Here is a 17453-nt window from a genome sequence, read left to right on the forward strand (position 1 = left end):
AGTTATTTGTGTTTAATTAATTAAGCTTTTTTATACCGTAGTTAATTACACAGAGTTACTCTTTTATGTAGTCCCATTTGCCGCCACTTTGTTCAAACACCATTTGCTTGCCATCGGCAGAAAAAGTAAATGATATGGATTCTGCATACATTTGTTCCAAAACAAACCTATTGTTTCCTTTATAGACTAGTGGAGCTTTAAATTCATTCTTTATAAAGTTGACCAAAACATTCTTGTCTTGAATAAAAACAACGGTATCGTCAGGGTCACTTTGAGAAACATAAACGCCTACAAAATTTTTAAGGTCATTTTCTGATATTTCTACAAGTGCATCATTTAAATAGACCTTGATAATTTCTTGATACAGCTCATTGATGTCCATTTTAGAGCCGTTAGAAACCAAGGTAAAGGTTAAATTTTCTTTGGCAAAATAAATTGACGTAGCTCTAAATTCATCGATACGTCCACGATGTCCAAAACCCTGTCTGTCATTTATTTTGTACCTAAAAAGCCCCATTCCAAACCTGTCTTTTATATCCTTCATTAGCAGCAGGTTTTTTTCTGATAGGATTTTACCTGTAAGTAAATTTTCAAAAAAACGATTCAAATCTTTTGGTGTAGAAACTATTGATCCAGTTCCTTTGGCACTTGACAAATGAGTTTCAGGAAACTTTAGCCATTTTTTATCATAGCTGTATGAATACGATTCATTGGCTTGGATATTAATTTCTTTCCCCACATAGGTATCATTTAAGCCAAGTGGCTTACAGATGTTCTCTTGCAATAGGGTGTCATAAGAACTGTTGTAAATTTTCTCAAGAATTAAGGCCAATAAAAAATAATTTGAATTGCTATATTCTGCTTGAGTATTTGGATCAAAATCGCTTTGATAGGTAGAAATTTTAGCTAGCATATCTTCTGAGGATATGTATTGGGTTCGGTTCTCAAAAAACCATTTGTCTTTTGTATAACTTTGAACACCACTTCTGTGTTGCAGTAAATGAGCAATGCTAATCTTATCTGCATTTTTTATGTTGGGAAAATAGCTTTCTATAGTTTGGTTAAGGCCTAGTTTATGCTCTTCTATGGCCTTAAAGACTAGGGTAGCTGTAAATGTTTTAGTAACAGAACCAATGCGGTACCTTGTGTTTGTACTCGCTTTCTTTTTTGTTTCAACATCACTATAACCAACAGTGTTTTTATAGATTGTTTTTCCTTTTTGACTAAGGATTACACTTCCCATAAACGCCCCGTTTTGCTCATACTTAATTAAGAGGCTGTCTATTTTTAAAGGGATGTTTGCTGGTTTATTAGCGGATAATGATGCATTTTTATTTTTGTCTTGACAAGAAAAAAATACTAGAATAGAAATTAATACTGCAAAGGTTGTTCTCATTTTTTTTGACTGATTTAAGAATAAATAAATGTAACATGGACTATGGTATAGACCAGGGTGCAAATATCTAAGAATGTCAAAATAAAAATGGAAAATAACGCACGACAATATAGCGTCAATTTGCTGACATAATTTATATAATGCTGTAATTCAGCTTAATACGGAGTTGGTTGTTTTTGCCAATTTCCATAGCATTTCTAAGAATGATATAGCCATTGATAAGCATACAAATAAATAAAACAAAGAAGGGTAGTTGTTCGTTTAGTAGCAGTTCATTTTTTAAAATTTCGGCGGTAAAAAATAGCGCAACAGAAATGATTGTCCACAAAATCTGAATAGAAACAATTTGTTTGGTAATGATGTTTTTTTCCTTTTTAAAATGCACGATTAAAAATGGAATAAAAATATTTGCAAAAGGGATAAGAAATAATAAAGAAGCTAGGTTTATGAGTTTGATAAGAGGGTAGTTGTATTCGGTTTTTCCTTTAGAACTTTCATTCAATTCAGAAGGATCTACTTGTAAAGCCAAAGCAATGGCTTTAAGTGTATGCCCTTTAAGATTTGCTCCAGATTCTATTCGTTGTATAGTTCTTACAGAGATGCCTGATTTTTGAGAAAGTTCACTTTGAGTATAATTTAGTTTTTCTCTATATTCAGTAAGTTTAGACATTATTTTAAGCGATTAATTATAGTAGTGACAAATTTTGATACTTGCGCACAAGGTGTTTTGTGCCTGTCTTCCGCAGGCAAGTTAATGAAATTATACAAATTAAATAGTCCTTTTATTTTGACCTAAAATCTCACCTGAAGCTGTACATTTTAGATGGTGTTGGTGGTGGTTTTTATTTAAGCAGCTACAAAATTACTTGCCCATTCATAAATCCATCAACCGAACCTGTCTGGCGCAGGCAGGGGTTTTGTAAGTAGGTGAGTACTAGTAATGAATTACCTGCCTGCCTGCACTTCGGCAGGAAATCCGCAGGCAAGGTACTCGGTGTTAGGCAACGTTTTTTATTCAATATAATTATTTCCTTTTATAGTCCAATCTGGCAATTCTTCATAGTCTACAATTTTCCAATTATTACAATGGAATGTTCCTTTTATTTTAAAATCATTTTCAATAAAACCAAAAGGATTTGGCAATTCTAATTCATAACTTCCCCAAACATTTTGAGCAATTTTATAGTCAAATCTGCTAATTTTAATTTCATAATTTTTAATTGAACTTGAATCTATTTTTTTATTTTCAAACTGTGATTCTGTTGATGCTTTAAAAATATTTGTTTTTTCCACAATAGAATCTCTCAAATAAAAAGTCAGAAATCTATATTGTCTTTCTATTCCCATTTGAAATTCAGTTGCACTTCTATTTCCTTTTTTAAGTTCACTCAATGAAGGAAATTCAGTTCTGATTTGAATTTTTAAGGTGTTTTGTTTAACGTTCTTTTCGCAATTACAAAATCCTAATAACGTGTCAATTTGTTTGTCAGAATATGTGTAAAGTAAATCTACTTTTTGAAGTTCCAAAGTCGAATCTCTTTCTATTGTCGAAATTTTATTTTTCTTAATTTTTACAATAGTTTCTTTTGTTTCAGTTTTTGGCTCGTTTTTTTTCAGTTTAGTATCTTTTTTGCAAGAAAATACATTCAGTAATAATACTAAACTTACTATGTAAATACTGCTGTTTTTCATTAATGTTGCTTGACGGTCTGGCTATGAGTAGTGGCGTGGTTAAGCACCTAATTTAGCAAATAAATCACAGATAGAAAGTCCGTGAGCTTGCCTGCGGCAGGCAGGGATTTTCATAAGTAAACCAGCACTAGCAATTAATTTTATACGGTGTTGGTGTGTCGTGCTTTATTCTTTCCAATTCTCAATCAAGCTTCTAGTTTTGTTGTTTGGTTCGAACTCTTCGTCAATCGCTCCAATATCAATAACCACAGGTACTTGGGCTGAAAGTCCTGCTAAAATACATGTGCCAGTAGGTAGTATTGGTAAATACTCAAAAGATAGTTTGTCAAGATATGAGATGGTTTTTTCTACAGCAATAATATCATTGTTGTTTATTAATCTATGCAGGAAATAATTGTGTAATTGTGATATTATAGTTGAAGATATGTCTGAAGGTCTTTGACTAGCCAATGTTAGAAAAACACCAAATTTTCGACCTTCTTTTATTATTTCTTCAAAAGTTTCAAGTCTATAATCTTTCCATTGTTCGCTCTCTCTGTTGGAATCCCTAGAAAGAATATTGTGCGCTTCGTCAATAATTATATTTAAATGAGAGGTCTCGTCATTTTTAGTCTTCTGTTTTTCATAAAGTTGTTTGCATAGTAACAATGGTAAAATCTTACGCATGTGAATATTGACTTCCTTGAGAGATACTATTGTAAAGTTTTTAGAAGTTGATACATCTTCTTTCGCTTCGATGACCTTTCTAATGTCACTAAAGTTTTTTCCCAATCGTTTTATTAAAGGTGCCAAATGCTCGATGTTAGCAAACCCCTTAATAATTTCATCATAGTATTGAAATATGATTTGAAGTTTAAGAACATCTAAATCATTAATTTCTATATCTGGCAATTCTAATTCTTCAAAGTGTTCTAAAATTTTGGTTTTCATATTGTTATCCCAATACCATTCACCTTTTGTGTCTATGTATACAAACTCTCTTTTATTATCTTTTGCATAGAATGTAATTCTTTCTCTAATAGCATCTCTAATGTTAAGTAAATTTGAATGGCCTAATGAATAATAAAGTTCAGATAAAAACTCTATTAATACTTTTTGACCTAATTCACCATCATTCTTTGCAATCCCAAGCCAAAAGGTGTTTTTAATTAGTTCTTTTAGACTATCATTCGTTTTAATTTTTTCAGCAAGTGATTTATTTCCAATTGCACGTCTTAAAAATGGTGTTTGAGTTTTCTCTGTCGCTTCAAGTACGATTGCCCAAAATGAATGGTCATAAAGTGTTTCCTTTGAAATAGGATACTTTTGACCATCATTATTTTTTGTGGTCAACCTATAAATATTTTTATAATCTTTCGGGATTATAACATTTTCTGACTCGGTAACATATTCCCCATTAAAATCTAACAAAAAGAAATTTGATTTCTGCTTGAATTTCTCATTGTTCTTGTAGATTTTAAAAAGCTCAAAATAGAGTTTTGCTAAAGTATATGACTTCCCACTTCCTGTATTTCCAAATATTCCTATGTGACTAGCAAATAAGCTATCAATACCAACCGTTATTTTTTGACCCTTTTCTAAGGTCAGAGTACCAATAACTAGTGGTTCATCAGTTTTTCTAATAAAGTCATGAACTTGATTAAATTCTATTCTGTTTAATAGGTAACATTCACTATCCACTAATGGCATTTCCTTAATTCCTCGTTCAAATTCCTTCTTGTTGAAAAAACCTAGTAAACTGACACTTAGGGTTCTATTTATTTTCTCCTTATCGCTACTATATTCTTTTGAAGAAATAATTTTGTCTTCATACGTAAATTCTCCCTCAACTTTGCCAATAATTATTGTGAATCCTTTAATTATTTTGATGTAGCTGCCAACGGATACATTTTTAATTAAATCACCCTTATATATTAAATGGGAAGAATTCTTCGCTTTGTCTACAGAGACCTTAATAGTTCTACCATCAACGGAAGTTACTTTGCCAATCCTAAAGATTGAATCTTCGACTATACTTTCATTTGACATATTTTAATCAATTTTGTCTAGGATTGCTTTCAGAAACTCATCATTGAAAGTTTTAAAATCGAACTTTTTAGTGGTATCCTCAATTTCTATGACTTCAATATTATTGTAACGAATTGCAGCACTTCCTTTTTTAAGGTTTGCTTCTATTTCAAGTTTTGCACTATTGTCGTATGCAAATACTTTAATTGTCAAAGTCGGATTTGAATTTGCAGCTCTTGTAACGATTTCTCTTATATGCTCATCTGCCATTGAAAATCCAAATACTATGAGAATAGTATTCTCTTTTTCCAATTCGTTCGAAAACAATCTTAAAAGCTCATAATATTGTAAGTTCAAAATTGTGTCTTGAAACTTTTCTTTTGTAGGGTTTACGACAGCGAATTTTTTATACTCCTCTAAGAATTCGGAATAGTTTGATGAAATAGTTTTGCTCTTAACTTCTGTTGTAAAATGAGAGTCGATAGTTGCTGATTTAGTAAAATCAATCAAATCTGATTCAACAGCATTAAATTTAACTTGGACATCATCAATTGCTCGCAAACCTGAATAAACTATTTTATCTTTATCTGATTCCCAAGTCAGGGAACCATGAACTTTTAATAAATTGAAAACGGGAATTTCTGAAGTGTTATCGTAATGAAGACTTTTTTTAAATAAAGAATTCTTAAAATTAGTTAGATTGAAAGTTGGCTTAAATCGTCCATAAAAACCATCGTTATATTCTAATTGATTGTTTTCTAATGCCTTTTCAAAAAATATATCAATGTTTGTCGTGAATAAATTTACTTGTTTGTTAAGGATGGTACTTTTTCTTTTTAGAACAATTGTGTTTAAGTAGACCAAGAAATTTTTATAGTTAACTAAAACCTCATCTCTACTAACATCAGGAATAGTTTCGTCAATAATCTGTGGGTTTTTGCTGATTACAGTTTTGAAGTACTTTCCTAAAATTGAAGCTCTAATAATCGTTTTTTCATTTGGTGTGAGAGTCGTATTTTTATCAAGTTCAGTTAATAAAACTTCAATATTTCCGAGTGTAGAAAAGTAGGGAACAGAAAGACCTGAACCAACAAGGAAATTCAGATTACAGTCTTGGATTGTGTTTTTGTATTTTTCTATATCCATTATTTACTTGGTTGTTTATTGTTCAATGTTGTCTTTTTTCGCATACACGCCAACTCCTTACAACCCCAATAAAATTCCTTTTATCAAAGCCTTTGTTCAGTTGCAAAAGCCAAGATACTAAAAACGAGCAATTTAAAAGTGCAGGAAAACCGTAAGTAAGCTAATATTTATCAACAATTTTCAAGGTAGAGTAAGAGGAAACCTGCTAATTTTATTTAAAACTAGCCGTCTGATACATTAAATTTCGTCCAGAGAGCTTTACATCTACAGGGGTATCTCCTACAGTAATACGCTTGCTTTTTTTGCTGCCACTTAGTGCAATCCAAATGGTTTCTAGCTTCTTGGTGTCTGAGTTTAGTTGGTAAATTTTTTGGGCAGCTTTTTGTCCAAATTTTTCTTCATCAAAATCTTCTTGGCTAGTATTTGTAAAGATGACTTTAAGCAATTTTTGCTGCTGTATTTTTTTACTGCTAGTCCCAGGAAACTCATAACGTACCTGCTCAAATTGACCTGCTACTTTTAATTCTTCAAGAACTTTAGACAGTTGAGGGTCTTCTAGTGGTTTTTCTGTGCAAGAGGCAAGTAGGACTGTAAGCCCTAAGAGTAGTGTGTGTATTCGTTTCATTTCTTTTTCTTTTTTGCAATTTTTAGCAATGTCTAGTTGCCCATTATTTAAAAAACTAAGATACTAAAATTGACGTATTTGCAACTACTTTTAAAAAAAAGTGTTCTAAAGGGTATCAACAGAGTTGTGGAAATAAAAAAGTAGTGGGTGTTAATCGCGATTCTTCGCCAAATTGCGTCGTAGGTAAATTACGGTAATGGCTGTAGACAAGACATCGGCAATAGGGAAGGCCATCCAAACGCCAGTAACGCCGTAAAAACAAGGCAAGATAAAGACCAAAGGAATTAAAAAGAAGCCCTGTTTAAGCAGGGTTAAGAGTAGGGCAGGCAAGGCCTTGCCAATCGCCTGAAAATAGGCTGATCCTATTAGCTGTGCAGTAATCACGGGTGTGGCCAAAAAGGCAATGACAAGGGCATCAGGAGTAATTGCTAAAAGCTCAGTGTCTTTGGTAAAAATGGCTGCAATTTGGGTAGGAAACAGCATAATGCCAATAAAAATTACCGTGGCAATGACGGTTCCAAAGAGTACGGCCGTTTTAATGGTTTGGTATACGCGCTCTGTGTTATTGGCTCCATAATTATAGCCAGCAATAGGCAAAAATCCTTGGGTAACTCCCAATACAGGGAACAGTGAAAACATCATCACCCGATTGATGATTCCGTAAACGGCAATAGAAACTTCGCCACCGTATTTAAATAGCGTAAAATTTAAGATGATAACCAAAATACTAATGGTTCCTTGTCTTACAATGGTCACACCACCCAAAGCAATAATTTCTTTAAGGATGCTCAACTTAATTTTAAAGTATTTGGGCATGATTTTTAGATCGGATCTTTTTGATAAGAAAAACCAGAGTACAAAAAGTCCACTTACTGCATAAGAGATGGTGGTTGCCAAACCTGCACCATACATGCCTAGATTTAAAAATTTGATAAAAACAACGTCTAAAATTATATTGGCAAAGGCAGGATAAATCATGGTCATCATGGCGTAATTGGGCTTGCCCACCGCTCTAATAACCGGATTGCCCATCATGGCAAAGGCCAAAAAAGGCACTCCCCAAATAATTACATAAAAATAGTCTGCTGCAGGAGTCATAATGTCTCCGTTTGCGCCAAACAATTGCAAAATAGGTTGCCCAAAAAACACACCGAGGATAACAAAGGTAACAGACAGCGCTACAGTTAGCGTAATCTGATTGCCAAATACCAAGAAGGCTTTTTCTGTTTTGTCGGCACCCAAAGCTCTTGAGATGATAGAGCTACCTCCAATTCCGATTCCCATTCCGATAGACGAAATTAAAAAGGCAATTGGCAGCACCACAGTAACGGCAGCAATGGCCATTACTCCAATCCATTGACCCACAAAAATGGTGTCAACGATCATGTTTAAAGACATCACCAAAATTCCGATAGAAGCCGGGATGGCTTGCTTGAGTAATAGTTTACTAATCTTTTCGGTACCGAGTTCGTTGGCGATCTTGTTCATGAAGTGCTTTTACTACCTACAAAGATGCATCCTTTCTTTGTGAAGTTTCTGAAAAAAATGTTAAAGATTTTTTAGGATTTAAAAAAGGTGTTTTTTTTAAGGTTTTTGTAATTTTGTAGCTTAAATGATTATATGGATACCCCCAAAAATATATTTACTTACTCTCATATAGTAACTGCTGATGAAATTGATACGCTAAATCACGTCAACAACGTGGTCTATGTACAGTGGATTCAAGATATTTCTACCAAACACTGGAGCGATTTAACAAAAAACAATCCAGATCTTAATTTTGTTTGGGTGGTTACCCGACATGAAATTGATTATAAAGGTCAGGCCTTGTTAGGTGATCTGCTCACTTTTAAAACTTGGGTAGGAGCCACTACAGGAGTCACATCTGTACGTCATATAGAGATTTTAAAAGACGGTGTTTTGCTAGTAAAAGCAAAAACTGTTTGGTGCATGTTACACGCAGATACATTAAAGCCTGCCAGAATTACAGAAAAGATTTTAAAAGTACTACAAGCGTAGAAATATATGTACCTTTGTAGCCTTAAAAAGATACCCTATGTCTACATTTAATCAGCTTGGAATAGCCAAAGATTTTATCAAAGCTCTTGATGAGTTAAAGATTAAGAACCCTACCGATATACAAGAAAAAGCACTTCCGGTTTTGCTTAAAGAACCTACAGATTTTGTTGGTTTGGCTCAAACAGGAACTGGTAAGACGGCTGCTTTTGGTTTGCCTATTTTACATCATATCGACCCAAATTTAGGCAGTGTTCAGGCTTTAATCTTATCGCCAACAAGAGAGTTGGTTCAGCAAATAAAAAAACAGCTGTTTAAATTTACCAAATACAAAGAAGAAAAGATTTTTGTAGAGGCGGTGTACGGTGGTGAAAAAATTGACAAGCAAATTGCCAATTTAAAAAGAACTACCCACGTTATTGTAGCTACTCCTGGTCGTTTGATCGATCTTATGGAGCGCGGAGAGATCAACCTAAAAGAGGTAAAGACTGTGGTCTTAGATGAAGCAGATGAGATGCTAAGCATGGGTTTTAAACAAGATCTAAACAGAATTCTAAAATATACAGATGGTAAGAGCTCTACTTGGTTGTTTTCTGCAACCATGCCAGAGGAGATTCAGAAAATCATCAAAAAATACATGTCTCCAAGTGCTGTTCGAGTTTCTGTGAACCCAGAGAGCTTGGTCAATGAAAACATTACGCATCAATATTTAAAAACCACGATCAAAGAAAAGAAAGATTTGATTGTACAGTTTTTAGAAAAGAGACCTAATGATCGTGGGATCATTTTTTGTAGAACCAAAGCGGGGACTCAAAAATTAACCCAAGAATTAATAGAAGAAGGTTTTTCTGTTGCTGCACTTGAGGGTGATATGCAACAAAAAGAACGTGATAAGGCCATGAGAGCTTTTAAAAACGGAAACATTCAATGTTTAATATCTACTGATGTTTCTGCTAGAGGGATTGATGTTAACAACCTAGCTTTTGTATTACACCATCAATTACCAGAGCAATTAGAGTACTATACACACCGTAGTGGACGTACTGCTAGAGCTGGTAAAACAGGGTTCTCTTTGGTATTTATTTTGCCTTATGAGTTAGAGCATATTCACAAGATTCAAAAAGATTTAGGCATCAAGTTTACCGAGATTAGTTTTTAGCATGAGCCTAATTTACGCCTTAGACATTATTGGAACTTTTGCCTTTGCCATTAGTGGTGCATTGGTGGCCTCTAAAAAGGAGTTTGATTTGTTTGGAGTAATCATCATTGCTTTTGCTACTGCAGTAGGAGGAGGGATGCTTCGCGATGTACTGATTAATGCGCATCCGATTAACTGGATAGGTGATCTAAACTATATCTGGACCATTATGGCAGCCGTGGTGTTTACCTTTTTATTTAAAAGTAAAATTGCACCCTTAAGCAAAACCATGTTTTTGTTTGATACCATCGGTATCGGAGTTTTTACCATGTTGGGTGTACAAAAGGGTTTGGCCTATGATTTGCATCCATTTATTGCCGTTGTTATGGGGATGGTATCTTCTGTAATGGGCGGTGTTACTCGTGATGTACTAACCAATGAGGTTCCCTTAATTTTTAAGAAAGAAATTTATGCTTCTGCTTGTTTGGCGGGTGGAGCTGTCTATTTGTTAACCTACTACTTACAGTTGTCAGAAACGATACAGTTTATCTCTACTATTTTTACAGTGATTAGCATTCGTATGCTGGCCGTAAAGTTTCACTTGCAGTTGCCAAAAATTAAGGACGATATTTTTGGGCGATAAAAAAAAGCAACACCATTAGTGCTGCTTTTCTATTTTTTATTTTCGTGTAGGCTAAGAAAGAACCCCTCTTTTACCAAGGTCTTTTGAATACCAAACAAGAAAGATTGCAATGACCAATATTAAGATTGGCATCACCATACCTCCTGGGCCGTAAACGTCCATAGCATTGCTCTGAAACAGGTTGTAGTACATTTGTACCAGTATGCCCAAAAGAGAAACTGTAAAGATGCTTGTGGCTAACTTTTTCTTCATCAATAAGACAATACATCCCAAGGCTCCTGCAAAGACACCAATAGCAAAAGCTGCTGTTGCCCAAGCGGGTATATCTCTATACAAAGCTTGTTCTGCTTCTGGCAAAATAGCCAAGGCTTCATCAGTAATATAGGCCTGTGCAATATAGGCCATAACGCCTATTAAGTTCCACACCAGGGCAATAACGCCGATTACCCAAAATGCTGTAGTTGGTTTTTTTGTAGTAGAATTCATCTGATTTTTTTGTTGATTAGCAAAAACAAGTTATGAATTTAACTGGATATCAGCAAATTAAAATACTTTTTCAATAAATTATAACAATTAGAATAGAAAAACTACCTTTGTAACCGATACAAGACACTTTATAAACTGTGTGTTATAAAGTTTTTAATCGAGTCATTGCTCAGCTAAATAAATTTAAGTACGTCAATTCTATTGTTCTGTTACCCAATTTTGTTTATTCCTAAACAATGACAATCTTAACTGAATTAAAAATTAAAAAGTACTATAAAAATGGCAGGCTCTCAAGAGACTTTTGGAAAAAAAGAAAGAGAAAAGAAGCGTTTACAAAAGCGTAAAGAAAAAGCACAAAAAAAAGAAGCTAGAAAAGCAAATTCTGGCGAAGGTAGTGGATTAGACAGCATGATTGCTTATGTTGATGAGTATGGTTTTGCAACTGATACGCCTCCGGATCCAAGCAACAGAGTAGAGATTGATGTAGAGAGTATAGAAATAGGAATTCCAAGAAGATCTGCAGAAGATGAAGTTGATCCTATTAGAAATGGTAAAGTTTCATTCTTTGATTCTTCTAAAGGATTTGGATTTATCATAGATAATGACACCCAAGAAAAATACTTTACACACGTAAGTGGTTTGATTGATGAAATTGTTGAAAATGACAAAGTTAGCTTTGAACTAGAAAAAGGAATGAGAGGAATGAACGCTGTAAAAGTGAAGAAAATTTAACTCCTTTTTTTTATAAAGATAGTATGCGATTGAGTTCACTCAATCGCATTTTTTTTTAAAACAACTTGCGGTTTATTCGTTGAAAACCCTAAAAACAACGTACTTTTGCAAAAACCCAAAACCATTTAATACTCTATGTCAGACACTATTGAGCTAACAGAATTAGAAGATAGAAAAGTAGGTAAGGATCTATACAGTTATCAAAAAGGTGCCATCGATCAAATTTTTAAACTATTTGAAGAGGCTCCAGAAGATTACCATTTGCTGTATCAACTGCCAACAGGTGGTGGAAAAACTGTTATCTTTTCTGAAATTGTTAGACAGTATTTAAAACACCATAAGAAACAGGTGTTGGTGATGACGCACCGTGTAGAGTTGTGTAAACAAACCTCTGGTATGTTAACAGAGTTTGGGGTTAGCAACAAAGTAGTAGACAGTACTGCCAACTTAGATGATCAAAGTGAGTACAATTGTTTTGTAGCCATGGTAGAGACGCTTAACAACCGTCTAAACGATGACAAATTAGACATCTCTGATATTGGTTTGGTGATTATTGATGAGGCGCACTACAATTCTTTTACCAAGTTGTTTAAGTTTTTTGAAAAATCGTTTATTCTAGGAGTAACCGCTACACCATTGAGCTCTAATATTAAATTACCAATGAAAGACAATTACAATGAGTTAATTGTTGGAGAAACCATTGAGTCTTTAATAGAAAATGAGTTTTTGGCCCGCGCTAAAACCTATTCATACAATGTTGGATTAACATCTTTGGTTGTTGGGTCTAATGGTGATTACACCGTTAAATCTTCTGAAGATTTATACACCAATGCTCAGATGCTAAGCAAGCTGTTACAGGCTTATGAAGAGCGTTCTAAAGGAAAGAAAACCCTAATCTTTAACAACGGGATCAATACGTCTATTCACGTCTATGAAACTTTTAAAGCTGCTGGTTATCCGATTGCTCACTTAGACAATACGGCAAGCAAAAAAGACAGAGCCCTTATCTTAAAATGGTTTAAAGAAACACCACATGCTATCTTAACTTCTGTAAGTATCTTAACCACTGGTTTTGATGAGCCTACAGTAGATACCATTATCTTAAACAGAGCCACCAAATCTTTAACCTTGTACTACCAGATGATTGGTAGAGGGTCTCGAATTTTAAAGAATAAATCAAGCTTTAACGTCATTGATTTAGGAAATAACTTTCACCGTTTTGGTCCTTGGGGAGCAGATTTAGATTGGCAGCAAATTTTTAGAGCTCCAAATTTCTATTTAGAGAAATTGCTTAATGATGAAGATTTAGAAGACAACTTTGGCTATGAAATGCCAGAGGCCTTAAGAGCTCAATTTGCAAACTCAAAAGATGTAAGTTTTGATATCAAACAAACCTATATTGACGCTATTCAAAGTAGAGAGACCACCAAGGTTGTTTTAGAGCGATCTATTCATCAGCATGCAACCATCTGTATAGAAAACAGTGAAGATGTATACGATGCTTTAGATTTGGCTAAACAATTAGGAGATGATATTGATTTTCGTCTGCAACGTTATACCAAGTGTATTAGCAAGAGCACCCACAATTTTATGGACTGGCTAAAAAATGATTATCGAGTAAAACTTCGTTTGTATTTACGCGATAATTTTGATACCATGTTTGAAGAAATTCACGGCAGACCTGCAGAATAAAAGAGTATGTTTGTGGCTTCGTAAATGAGCTAGTTTATTATGGACGTAAATCGCAAAAACACCCTACTAATTGTACTGTCTTTTTTTTCTATTTATGTAATCTGGGGATCCACCTATTTACTTAATAAAATAGCTGTTTCTGAGATTTCACCCATGATTTTATCGTCTACTCGATTTATCATTGCTGGGCTGATAATCTTTAGCATCGCCAAAATCCTTAAACTTTCACTCGCCATTAGCAAAAAGCAATTGTTAAATGCATGTATTGCTGGTTTTTTATTTTTAACCTACGGAAACGGTGTTTTTGTATGGGCTTTAAAATATGTAGACAGTGGTTTTGCTGCCTTAGAGGCTTCTACTCAGCCACTCATTGTTTTGCTCCTAATGCGCTTATTTTATAAAAAGAAGATTCAGAAAATGTCCATGATTGGTGTTTGTTTGGGCATCATCGGTATTTACTTATTGGTTAGTCAGCACCAGATTACCACTGGAGAAGATAGCCTTATGGGGATCGTTATGATTTTTAGCTGCGTGGTTAGTTGGAGCGCAGGAAGCTTGTTTGTGGTCAATGCAGATTTGCACAAAAACTTTTTTGTCAATGCTGGGTATCAGATGATCGCTGGAGGTATTTTTCTGTTGATTTTTAGCCTGATACTAGGAGAGGAGTGGATCTCTCCATTTGCCTTGAGTGGCAAAGTACAGCTGTCTATGTTTTTATTGATCATCTTTGGAAGCATAGTAGCCTTTACTGCCTTTAATTACTTACTTAAAATTGTTTCTACAGAAAAAGTAGCAACGTCTTCTTTTGTAAATCCGGTGATAGCCATGCTCTTGGGTTGGTATGTTTTAGACGAGCAATTAACGCTGCAATCTATTGTAGCTGCTGCTATTTTACTTACGGGTGTTTACTTTATCAACTCTAAAAAGAACCTTAAATAGGCTCAACACCTATAGCTTGTTTGTTTGCAGTTGTATGCCTCTTATTTTTTGATTAATTTTAGGGCAATTTCAAACCAAACAACAATGACAAAGCACAAATTATTTAGACCTGCTTACAAGCAATTTTTTGTTTTTGTAAGTCTTTTTGCTATTGGCTTTAATGCCCAAGCGCAAAAGAAAGTCTTAGACCATCCAGATTATGAAATTTGGAACACTATCAAATCAAAATCTGTTTCTAATACAGGTGATCATATTCTTTACACCTTAGAACGCGGAGAAAAAGACAACTTCGTTAAAATTAAAACCAAAAAAGGAAAACTCGTTTTTTCTTATGATCGTGCAGAGAATGCTCGTTTTACAGATGATGCTTCTGCAGTAGTTTTTAAGATTACAGCCTGGAAAGACAGCATTACAGAAATGAAGCGTAGAAAGGTAAAAAAAGACAAAATGCCTAATGATACCTTGGCTATTTACGATCTAAAAAAATCAAACTTAGAGAAAATTGCCAATGTTCAATCTTATAAAGTACCAGGAAAATGGTCTGGATACATTGCTTATCTTTTAGAAGATGCAGTTGTTTCTAACAAAAAGAAGAAAGGAAAAAAAGTAGGTAAAAGCAATGGAAGTCATTTGGTGTTGATGAATACCAAGACCAAAAAACGCGATACCATTAAGTTTGTAACCACCTATTCTTTTGCAGCTGAAGGAGAAAAACTATTGTACACCACTACAGGTGATGATAAGGATGATAATGCAGGTGTTTACCTTTTAGATGTTGCAAAAAATAAATCAACTCAAGTGTTTACCTCACATGCTAAGACTAAGTACAATCAATTAAGCATGAGTAAAACTGGTAAAAACATCGGTTTTGTGGTTGATGTAGATACCACCAAAGCGCTTGTAAGACCAAATAGTTTGTATGTTTGGAAAGAAGGGCAAAACAAGGCTCAAAAAGTTGCTGATCAAAGTACTGCTCCAAAAGGATATTTAGTTTCTCCATATGGACGTGTTAGCTTTTCTGATGATGAGACTAAAATGTATTTTGGGCTGTCTAAGCCTCCGATTGTAAAAGATACTACCTTATTGCCAGAAGAGATTGTTAATGTAGAAGTATGGACCTACAATGAGCCAAACTTGTACACTGTTCAAGAGAAGCAGGTAAATGCTGATCAAAGAAAATCTTTTCAGACAGTGGTTCATTTAAACCAGAATAACAAATTGGTGCAAATTGCTGATGAATCATATCCAACTGCTCAAGTAGGTGATAAAGGAAACTCTACTGTTGCCTTGGTGGCCAATCCAATTCCGTATCAATTAGAAAGTCAGTGGACTGGAAAACGTGCCAATGATTATGCAATTTTAAATACAGCAACAGGACAAAGAACGGCCTTGCTAACAAAATCTATTGATTTTTTAAGACTGAGCCCTACTGTAAAATATGCTTACGCATATAACTCTGTAGACAGCACTTGGTTTACAATTAATTTGGCTACTAAAAAGCTAGTAAATTTAACAAAAGGAAGAATTTTTTACAACGAGTTAAATGACACGCCAAACTATGCAGGTTCTTACGGAAATGCAGGTTGGACAACCAATGATGAGTTCTTAATTTTATATGATCGTTATGATATCTGGAAGTTTAATCCAGCTACCGGAGCTAGCGAGCGTTTAACACGTGGTAGAGAAAACAATACGGTTTACAGATATGTGCGTTTAGACAATGAAGAAACCAACCTAAACTTAAACCAAGACTGGTTGCTAACTACCTTTAACGATGTTACCAAGCACAGTGGTTACTATAGTTTAAACCCCAAAAAGAAGAGCGGAAAACAACTCTTAACAGGGCCTTATAAATATTCTAGACCTGTTAAAGCACAAAAAGGGAAAACGGTTTTATACACAAGAGAAAGCTTTGAAGAGTTTCCTAACTTAAGAGTATCTGATCTAAGCTTTAAAAAAGAGTTGGTGATTAGCGATGCAAACCCACAGCAAAAAGAGTACAACTGGGGTACAGCAGAGTTGGTATATTGGACTTCTTTAGAAGGAAAAGCGCTAACAGGAATGCTTATCAAACCAGAAAACTTTGATCCAAATAAAAAATATCCAATGCTGGTTAATTTTTATGAAAGAAGCTCTGATGGCTTGTACAGTCACAAGGCGCCATCACCAGGAAGATCAAGTATTAACTATAGCTTTTATGCAAGTAGAGGTTATGTGATTTTTAATCCAGATATTGTGTATAGAGATGGTTATCCAGGAGAATCTGCTTATAATGCAGTAATCCCAGGAATAACTTCTTTAATAGACAAAGGTTTTATTAATAAAGATAAAATTGGAGCACAAGGTCATAGTTGGGGTGGATATCAGGTTGCTCATTTGGCAACTAAAACCGATATTTTTGCAGCCATAGAGTCTGGTGCACCGGTAGTTAATATGATTTCTGCTTATGGAGGAATTAGATGGGATACAGGTTTAAGTAGACAATTTCAGTATGAGCATACTCAAAGTAGAATAGGAGGGACTCCGTGGGAATATCCAATGCGTTATATTGAAAACTCACCTATATACAGTATGGATAAAGTAAATACACCAATCTTAATTATGCACAATGATAAAGATGGGCATGTGCCATGGTATCAAGGGATTGAATACTTTACAGCTTTAAGACGTTTAGGAAAACCAACGTGGCTTTTAAACTATAATGGAGCTCGTCATTGGCCATTAAAAATGCAAAACAGAGTAGATTTTAATATTAGAATGGCGCAATTTTTTGACCATTATTTAAAAGATGCTCCAAAACCTGTTTGGATGGAACGAGGTGTTCCTGCAATGGAAAAAGGAATCAATCAAGGCTATGAGTTGATAAAAGACTAAGCCAATAAATATGCATAAAAAGCCCTTGAGTTTTCAGGGGCTTTTTTTATGGGTAAAATCTATAGCT

At 34.5% G+C, this 17453-nt stretch carries 15 protein-coding genes; 7 read left to right on the plus strand and 8 right to left on the minus strand.

Annotation, left to right across the window (positions count from 1 at the left end; genetic code table 11):
• Positions 1-55 precede the first annotated feature (55 nt).
• From WHC90_RS01220 to WHC90_RS01250, 7 genes are all read right to left on the minus strand, one after another.
• Positions 56-1396: a serine hydrolase domain-containing protein gene (locus WHC90_RS01220; RefSeq protein WP_188598822.1), complete on the minus strand. Its 1341-nt coding sequence runs from the start codon at positions 1394-1396 to the stop codon at positions 56-58.
• A gap of 133 nt (positions 1397-1529) precedes the next feature.
• On the minus strand, positions 1530-2066 hold the full coding sequence (locus WHC90_RS01225) for a helix-turn-helix domain-containing protein (protein WP_188598821.1): 537 nt from the start codon (positions 2064-2066) through the stop codon (positions 1530-1532).
• Between the two features lie 341 nt (positions 2067-2407).
• Positions 2408-3088 (minus strand): hypothetical protein, encoded by a 681-nt coding sequence (locus WHC90_RS01230; protein WP_188598820.1) that lies wholly within the window; start codon positions 3086-3088, stop codon positions 2408-2410.
• A 165-nt stretch (positions 3089-3253) separates the two neighbouring features.
• The gene (locus tag WHC90_RS01235) at positions 3254-5116 is read right to left on the minus strand and encodes an ATP-binding protein (RefSeq protein WP_188598819.1); all 1863 of its coding nucleotides are present in this window, start codon (positions 5114-5116) and stop codon (positions 3254-3256) included.
• A gap of 3 nt (positions 5117-5119) precedes the next feature.
• Positions 5120-6241 carry an SIR2 family protein gene (locus WHC90_RS01240; RefSeq protein WP_188598818.1) on the minus strand — a complete coding sequence of 374 codons (1122 nt, stop codon included), beginning with the start codon at positions 6239-6241 and terminating at the stop codon, positions 5120-5122.
• A 211-nt stretch (positions 6242-6452) separates the two neighbouring features.
• Positions 6453-6866 (minus strand): hypothetical protein, encoded by a 414-nt coding sequence (locus WHC90_RS01245; RefSeq protein ID WP_188598817.1) that lies wholly within the window; start codon positions 6864-6866, stop codon positions 6453-6455.
• Positions 6867-7016: 150 nt separating this feature from the next.
• A complete protein-coding gene (locus tag WHC90_RS01250; RefSeq protein WP_188598816.1) occupies positions 7017-8354 on the minus strand; it encodes an MATE family efflux transporter in 1338 nt (445 codons plus the stop codon).
• A 132-nt stretch (positions 8355-8486) separates the two neighbouring features.
• Here WHC90_RS01250 and WHC90_RS01255 point away from each other — a divergent pair, with 132 nt between their 5' ends.
• Genes WHC90_RS01255 through WHC90_RS01265 form a run of 3 tightly spaced genes read left to right on the plus strand, consistent with a single transcriptional unit; the run spans position 8487 to position 10663 of the window.
• Entirely contained in the window at positions 8487-8885 is a 399-nt protein-coding gene (locus WHC90_RS01255; protein ID WP_188598815.1) for an acyl-CoA thioesterase, read from the plus strand.
• Positions 8886-8922: 37 nt separating this feature from the next.
• Complete coding sequence (locus WHC90_RS01260) at positions 8923-10041, plus strand: DEAD/DEAH box helicase (protein ID WP_188598814.1); 1119 nt, start codon at positions 8923-8925, stop codon at positions 10039-10041.
• A gap of 1 nt (position 10042) precedes the next feature.
• On the plus strand, positions 10043-10663 hold the full coding sequence (locus WHC90_RS01265; protein ID WP_188598813.1) for a trimeric intracellular cation channel family protein: 621 nt from the start codon (positions 10043-10045) through the stop codon (positions 10661-10663).
• 51 nt (positions 10664-10714) lie between these two features.
• Here the strand turns inward: WHC90_RS01265 and WHC90_RS01270 are convergent, their stop codons facing one another.
• Positions 10715-11149 (minus strand): hypothetical protein, encoded by a 435-nt coding sequence (locus WHC90_RS01270; RefSeq protein WP_188598812.1) that lies wholly within the window; start codon positions 11147-11149, stop codon positions 10715-10717.
• Positions 11150-11428: 279 nt separating this feature from the next.
• Between WHC90_RS01270 and WHC90_RS01275 the strand changes: the two genes are divergently transcribed.
• The 4 genes from WHC90_RS01275 (at position 11429) to WHC90_RS01290 (ending at position 17386) form a co-directional block, all read left to right on the plus strand.
• Complete coding sequence (locus WHC90_RS01275; protein WP_188598811.1) at positions 11429-11881, plus strand: cold-shock protein; 453 nt, start codon at positions 11429-11431, stop codon at positions 11879-11881.
• A gap of 135 nt (positions 11882-12016) precedes the next feature.
• Positions 12017-13573: a DEAD/DEAH box helicase gene (locus WHC90_RS01280; protein WP_188598810.1), complete on the plus strand. Its 1557-nt coding sequence runs from the start codon at positions 12017-12019 to the stop codon at positions 13571-13573.
• Between the two features lie 39 nt (positions 13574-13612).
• Positions 13613-14512 (plus strand): EamA family transporter, encoded by a 900-nt coding sequence (locus WHC90_RS01285; protein ID WP_188598809.1) that lies wholly within the window; start codon positions 13613-13615, stop codon positions 14510-14512.
• Between the two features lie 84 nt (positions 14513-14596).
• Entirely contained in the window at positions 14597-17386 is a 2790-nt protein-coding gene (locus WHC90_RS01290; protein ID WP_188598808.1) for an alpha/beta hydrolase family protein, read from the plus strand.
• Positions 17387-17453 lie beyond the last annotated feature (67 nt).

The organism is Polaribacter pacificus, from assembly GCF_038024035.1.
Classification (GTDB): domain Bacteria; phylum Bacteroidota; class Bacteroidia; order Flavobacteriales; family Flavobacteriaceae; genus Polaribacter; species Polaribacter pacificus.

Excerpts from the sequence above, each read along its gene's own strand:
- WHC90_RS01220 (WP_188598822.1), bottom strand. The coding sequence starts at position 1,396 with ATGAGAACAACCTTTGCAGTATTAATTTCTATTCTAGTATTTTTTTCT.
- WHC90_RS01225 (WP_188598821.1), bottom strand. The coding sequence starts at position 2,066 with ATGTCTAAACTTACTGAATATAGAGAAAAACTAAATTATACTCAAAGT.
- WHC90_RS01230 (WP_188598820.1), bottom strand. The coding sequence starts at position 3,088 with ATGAAAAACAGCAGTATTTACATAGTAAGTTTAGTATTATTACTGAAT.
- WHC90_RS01235 (WP_188598819.1), bottom strand. The coding sequence starts at position 5,116 with ATGTCAAATGAAAGTATAGTCGAAGATTCAATCTTTAGGATTGGCAAA.
- WHC90_RS01240 (WP_188598818.1), bottom strand. The coding sequence starts at position 6,241 with ATGGATATAGAAAAATACAAAAACACAATCCAAGACTGTAATCTGAAT.
- WHC90_RS01245 (WP_188598817.1), bottom strand. The coding sequence starts at position 6,866 with ATGAAACGAATACACACACTACTCTTAGGGCTTACAGTCCTACTTGCC.
- WHC90_RS01250 (WP_188598816.1), bottom strand. The coding sequence starts at position 8,354 with ATGAACAAGATCGCCAACGAACTCGGTACCGAAAAGATTAGTAAACTA.
- WHC90_RS01255 (WP_188598815.1), top strand. The coding sequence starts at position 8,487 with ATGGATACCCCCAAAAATATATTTACTTACTCTCATATAGTAACTGCT.
- WHC90_RS01260 (WP_188598814.1), top strand. The coding sequence starts at position 8,923 with ATGTCTACATTTAATCAGCTTGGAATAGCCAAAGATTTTATCAAAGCT.
- WHC90_RS01265 (WP_188598813.1), top strand. The coding sequence starts at position 10,043 with ATGAGCCTAATTTACGCCTTAGACATTATTGGAACTTTTGCCTTTGCC.
- WHC90_RS01270 (WP_188598812.1), bottom strand. The coding sequence starts at position 11,149 with ATGAATTCTACTACAAAAAAACCAACTACAGCATTTTGGGTAATCGGC.
- WHC90_RS01275 (WP_188598811.1), top strand. The coding sequence starts at position 11,429 with ATGGCAGGCTCTCAAGAGACTTTTGGAAAAAAAGAAAGAGAAAAGAAG.
- WHC90_RS01280 (WP_188598810.1), top strand. The coding sequence starts at position 12,017 with ATGTCAGACACTATTGAGCTAACAGAATTAGAAGATAGAAAAGTAGGT.
- WHC90_RS01285 (WP_188598809.1), top strand. The coding sequence starts at position 13,613 with ATGGACGTAAATCGCAAAAACACCCTACTAATTGTACTGTCTTTTTTT.
- WHC90_RS01290 (WP_188598808.1), top strand. The coding sequence starts at position 14,597 with ATGACAAAGCACAAATTATTTAGACCTGCTTACAAGCAATTTTTTGTT.